Here is a 6,000-nt window from a genome sequence, read left to right as displayed (position 1 = left end):
GGGGTTGACGTTGCCGTATGCGGTTCATCCGGAAACAACCTGGCGCGATTCTCGGCTGGACTTTGCCGGCACAGCTGCAGATGGGCAGCCATGGTTTGTCGAAACCAAAGGCGTGACGTTAGCGAATGGCTCGTTAGCCGCATTTCCCGATGCCCCGACGACTCGCGCATTGAAGCATGTCCATACCTTGATGATGGCACAGGCAGAAGGCTACCAGGCGTTTTTGGTGTTCATCGTACAGTTGCCAGATATTCAGGAGATGACCATTTATCGGGATCGTTTTCCCGAGCTGGTCACCGCGATCACCAACGCTAAGCAAGCCGGCGTTCGGGTGTTGGCATATGATACGGTAACCGGTCCCGATGCCATTACGTTAGGACGCAAAATTGCCTTTGATGAACAGCTTCCGTTTACAGAAATCGACTTGGCGAGTTTGTGAAAAATGAAAACTCGTTCATAAAAATTTCATTTTGACTTGACAATTTTATTTAAGCATTGCTACCGGGTCGTTAATCGTCCCTAGCCCTCAATCCTATGCAGATGAGGGCTTTTTTGATGGCGGGAAAATCATGGGCTCGGAAACGTCAGGATCATGGCGAAAAATGAAAATGAGATTCCGTGATTTGAATCACACACAAATGATCTTTACAATGGTTAGCATTGTTTCAATTCGATGACAACTGTTTCTTAAATAAGACGCCAAGTAACACAATGCATAGCAAATAGCTTTAAGCAAACAGTACTGGGTGCACGCTTGTCAAAAAGCGGTGACCCCGAGAGGAGAAGTGAACGGATGCAACACAAAATTGAAAGTGATGCAGAAACCAAAATCGAAGTCCGCGGGTTGACCAAGATTTTTGGTAAACGAATTAATCGCGCTAAGGAAATGCTGAAAAATGGCAAAACCAAGCCGGAAATTTTAAAAGCAACCGGCGCAACAGTCGGCGTTGATCGGGCGGACTTTTCGATCAAGACCGGCGAAATCTTCGTGATTATGGGACTTTCCGGATCCGGGAAGTCAACGACCTTGCGGATGCTGAATCGGTTGATTGAACCGACTGCCGGCCAGGTGCTGATTGACGGTGACGATATTTCCAAAATGGACAAACAAGGCATTCGCGAGATTCGGCGTAAGAAACTCAGCATGGTGTTTCAAGGGTTTGCGCTCTTGCCGAATCGAACCGTGTTGCAAAATGCCGCCTTTGGTTTGGAAATTCAGGGTATGGATAAAGATGAACGCGAAACCAAGGCCAATAAAGCGCTCGACTTGGTTGGCTTGAACGGGTTTGCCGATCAGTATCCGGACCAACTTTCCGGTGGGATGCAGCAACGGGTTGGCTTGGCGCGTGCCTTGGCCAGTGATGCCGAGATCCTGCTGATGGACGAAGCCTTTTCCGCGCTTGATCCGTTGAATCGGCGGGATATGCAAGATGAACTGCTGGATTTGCAGGAAGACATGCATAAGACGATTGTGTTTATTTCGCACGACCTGAACGAGGCGTTGCGGATTGGCGATCACATCATGATCATGAAGGATGGCGAAATTGTCCAGATCGGTACCCCTGAAGAAATCCTGAGTCAGCCAGCTGACGATTACGTTGAGAAATTTATCGAAGGCGTGGACCGTAGTCAGGTTTACACGGCGGCTAATGTCATGATTCGGGCCAATACGGTCAACATTGACAAGGATGGTCCGCGGTTGGCGGCACGGCGCATGCGGGATAACGAGATTTCCAGTTTGTATGTGGTGAATACGCAACGGAAACTGGTCGGCATTCTGGATGCGGATGACGTGCGGGCAGCCATTGATGCCGGCAAGAAGGATCTGAAGGACATTGTTAAAACCGATGTGCCGACAACCAAAATGGATACGCCACTGGCTGATCTGCTTGACGCCGTTTCCACGACTTCGGTTCCGTATGCCGTTATCGACGATCGTGACCGATTACGCGGCATTATCATTCGCGGTGCCGTGTTAGGGGCACTGGCAGGACAGGAGGTCAATGTCAATGTTTAATCTTTTCATGAATATTCCGACTTTACCGTTGGCCCACTGGATCGATTCGTTCGTGGCCTGGTTAACCCAGTTTTCCGGGTTCTTCGGGGTGCTGACGAACTTCATCGGCAGCATTGTGAACGCTTTTCAGGCCGTGTTCGATTTAATTCCGATTTGGCTGTTCATCGTGCTGATTATGGCGTTGACGTGGTATCTGAAACGGGATCAGAAGTATCGGAGTCTGTTGATTTTTGAACTGCTGGGCTTACTGCTGATCTGGAATCTCGGTTTCTGGCGCGACATGACCCAAACCTTAACCCTTGTGCTAACGGCTAGTCTGTTAGCCATCGTGATCGGCATTCCACTGGGCATCTGGGCTGCAGAAAGCAAAACCGTGTCCGCCATCGTTAAACCGCTGATGGACTTCATGCAGACCATGCCAGCCTTCGTTTATTTGATTCCAGCGGTTGCGTTTTTCGGTATCGGGATGGTGCCCGGGGTGGTTGCCTCGGTGATTTTTGCCATGCCGCCAACCGTTCGGATGACCCAGCTTGGCATCGATCAGGTACCGGCTGATCTGAACGAAGCAGCCGTTGCATTTGGCGCGACCAGTTGGCAGCAGCTTATCAAGGTGCAGCTGCCGTTTGCCCGCGGCACGATTATGGCCGGCATCAACCAAAGTATGATGCTGGCACTGTCGATGGTTGTCATCGCGTCCATGATCGGGGCAATGGGCCTGGGAACCAAAGTCTATTTTGCCGTTGGACGTAACGATGCTGGCGGTGGCTTTGTTGCCGGCCTGGCGATTGTCATTTTGGCGATCATTTTGGACCGGATCACCCAAAGCCTCAACCGCACACGCTAGGAGGTGGCCGTTTGCGTTTTTATAAAAAGATCATTGCAACCGTGGCGATGATGGCAAGTGTCTTGCTGCTGGCCGCATGCAGTAGCACCCAACCGAAATACGATGCCAACAAGCCACTAGGGCCGCAGATCAATTACACGATTACGGGGATCGATGCCGGTGCCGGGATTATGACCAGCACGGATAAGGCGCTGAAAGCATACGGACTGGCGGATAAAAATTGGCAACTGCAGCCGAGTTCAACCGCGGCCATGACCAGCACGCTGAAAAAAGCGATTGCCGATAAACGGCCGATTGTGGTCACCGGGTGGACGCCACACTGGATGTTCACGAAGTTTCCGTTGAAGTTTCTGAAGGATCCTAAAAATGTTTATGGTAAAACCGAACAGATCCATACGATTGTGCGGAAGGGACTCAAGCAGGATGATCCGCAAGCCTATCGGGTGTTGGATCAGTTTCACTGGACGCCAAAAGAAATTTCCAGCGTGATGCTCGCCGTCAACAATGGCCAGGATCCGGCTGATGCTGCCAAAGACTTCGTTAAGAAACACCCTAAGCAAGTTGCCGAATGGACGAAAGGTGCGAGCCATGTCAGCGGGCATCCTAAGTTGACGTTAACGTACATTGCCTGGGATTCGGAAATTGCCTCCACCAATGTCGTAGCAACGGTCTTGCGCCAAGTCGGCTACAAGGTCACGATTCGGGCGATGGAGCCACAGCCGGTCTGGGCATCGGTTGCCACCAAGGCCGCAGATGCGCAGGTCTCCGCATGGTTGCCGAACACGGCGGCTAAGTTATACGCCGATTACAAGAACCAAGTCGTTGATCTTGGCGTCAACATGGACGGTGCCCGCGTTGGGTTGGCTGTGCCTAAGTATATGAAGAACATTAACAGTATTGAAGATTTGAAGAAATAGAAGATCATTAACGCCAAGGAAGTCGTTCGCAACATTGCGGATAGCTTCCTTGGTTTTTTGTTGGATGAGTTAATGAGCAGATGGCTTGCCTTCTAGGCGTTTAGTGACTACGATAACCGCGAAGAAGCATCTAATGCTATGAAAAGATTAACTTGTTTATAACGGGTTTTTATGAAGTGTTCACGCTCACCTAAAGGAGGAGAGTTTTGATGGCTGAAACGATTAAAGCAGGAATTGCTGCCTTGCGGACTTTGGAAAGTTGGGGTGTGACCCATCTTTACGGCATTCCCGGCGGTACGTTTAATAACATGATGTATGCGCTGGATGAAGAGCAGGCGCGGATCAAATATATTCATGTCCGGCATGAAGAGGTCGGGGCACCGGCAGCAGTTGCCGATGGTAAGCTTACCGGTCACATTGGTGTGGCATTTGGATCAGCCGGTCCCGGAGCAACCCACCTTTTCCAGGGAATCTATGATGCCAAAATGGATAAAGTGCCAACGCTATTCTTGGTGGGGCAGGTCGAACAGCGGTTTATGAATGCCGATTTCTTCCAGGAATTGGACGAGGATCCAATGTTTCAAGACGGCGCCGTTTATGCCCGCACGGTGACCACCGCGCGCAGTCTGCCCCATGTGATCGATGAAGCCATTCGCCGTGCTTATGCCGCTCGTGGTGCTGCCGTGGTGATCATCCCCAATGACTTGCCGGCAGAACCGATCCCGGCTGACGGGTATTACAGCGCGGCTGAAACGCATGCAACGCCGGTTTTGGCGGCTGGCAGCGATGAGCAGGTCGATGCAGCTTTGCGGCTGATCGGTGCGGCCTCCCGACCAGTGTTGTATGTTGGCCAAGGGGTCCGTGGTGCGGCCGATACCGTTATGACACTAGCCAAAAAGTTACAGATGCCGGTCATTACCACCGCGCTTGGTAAACCGATCATTCCGTACGAGTTCGAAGCATTACTGGGTTCGGCTGCCCGGGTTGCCTCGAAACCGGCCAATGAAGCGTTACGGGTCGCGGATCTCATCATGTTCGTCGGCTCCAACTACCCATTTGCCGAAGTCATGTTCTCGCCTAAAGCGAAGTTCATTCAGATTGAAGCGGATCCGAAGACACTTGGCAAGCGGCACCACACCGATGTGGCCATTTTGGCAGACGCACCGGCAACGCTGGAGAAAATGATTGCCCGCAGCGAGGATGCACCAAGTAGCGGCTGGTATCAGGCAAATGTCGACAACGTGAAAAACTGGCATCAATACAACGATGACATGATGCAGCGGACCACTGGTGATATGCGGTTTGAGCCAGTCTTCGGTCAAATTAATCGGTTAGCGACTGACGATGCGATTTTTGCCATTGATGTCGGCGATGTAACGCAAAATGCCGTGCGGCTGTTGAAAGTCACCGGCCGTCAAGCTTGGACGACCAGTGGTTTGTTTGCCACCATGGGCGCTGGCTTGCCAGCCGCTTTGGCCGGACAGTTGAGTTTCCCTAAACGACAGGTCTTCAATCTGACTGGCGACGGTGCGGCAGCAATGGTCATGCAGGATCTCGATACCGAAGTGCGGTACCATTTGCCGATTATTAACGTTGTGTTTTCCAATAATGCGTTAGGTTATATCGAAGATGAGCAGGAAGATGACGGCCATGAGTGGTTCGGTATCGACATGCCGCCGATTGATTTTGGGACAGTCGCGAAAGGCATGGGGATGACAGGCATCACGGTGACGCAGGTATCGGAACTTGCTGACGCGTTTGATGAAGCCGAAGTTAATCGCATTGCCGGCAAACCGACGCTGATTGATGCCAAAATTACCAACGAACGGCCAATTCCGGTCGAGCACCTGCAACTGGATCCTGATCGCTTCGATGCGCCGACCATTGCAGCATTCAAGAAACGTTACTATGCGGATAAGCTGGTGCCGTTCAGTGAATTTTTGAAGGCGCATCACGTTCCGGTTGGATAATTGTGTGAGTAGGGGAAAAAACTCGGGCAATGAGTTCCGTGCTGTGCCAAACTCCGCAATCTCCGGCCAGATGTGGCTGGAACGCTGTGGGTACGACTTCGAACCCGCAAAGCCCGCGGTTTCGAAGCTCGGCCTTGTTGTAGGCGGGGCAAAGAGCGCCCCACCAACAACAATTCCACGGCTGAGCCCCATCTGGCCTACGATTGCTCCGCCTTGGCACTAGTGATTGAACAGTTTGACAAATTACTTGTA

General features: G+C 51.6%; 5 protein-coding genes. All 5 read left to right on the top strand.

The genetic code is table 11. The features are described 5' to 3' along the window. Positions 1 to 439, top strand: a 439-nt coding sequence (locus GSO_RS15905) for a DNA/RNA nuclease SfsA (protein ID WP_010491795.1), incomplete at its 5' end; no start/stop codon positions are given. Positions 440 to 793: 354 nt separating this feature from the next. Continuing rightward, a complete protein-coding gene (locus tag GSO_RS10225; RefSeq protein ID WP_010491793.1) occupies positions 794 to 2,017 on the top strand; it encodes a quaternary amine ABC transporter ATP-binding protein in 1,224 nt (407 codons plus the stop codon). Next, entirely contained in the window at positions 2,010 to 2,861 is an 852-nt protein-coding gene (locus tag GSO_RS10220) for an ABC transporter permease (protein ID WP_010491791.1), read from the top strand. Before GSO_RS10225 ends, GSO_RS10220 begins: the two co-directional genes overlap by 8 nt. Positions 2,862 to 2,872: 11 nt before the next feature. Then, complete coding sequence (locus GSO_RS10215; protein WP_010491789.1) at positions 2,873 to 3,778, top strand: glycine betaine ABC transporter substrate-binding protein; 906 nt, start codon at positions 2,873 to 2,875, stop codon at positions 3,776 to 3,778. A 209-nt stretch (positions 3,779 to 3,987) separates the two neighbouring features. After that, a complete protein-coding gene (gene spxB / locus GSO_RS10210; RefSeq protein WP_010491787.1) occupies positions 3,988 to 5,748 on the top strand; it encodes a pyruvate oxidase in 1,761 nt (586 codons plus the stop codon). Positions 5,749 to 6,000: the final 252 nt, after the last annotated feature.

This window comes from Lacticaseibacillus zeae DSM 20178 = KCTC 3804 (assembly GCF_000260435.1).
Classification (GTDB): domain Bacteria; phylum Bacillota; class Bacilli; order Lactobacillales; family Lactobacillaceae; genus Lacticaseibacillus; species Lacticaseibacillus zeae.
The sequence above is the reverse complement of the archived record's forward strand: the minus strand, read 5'-3'. Positions and strand labels throughout refer to the sequence as shown.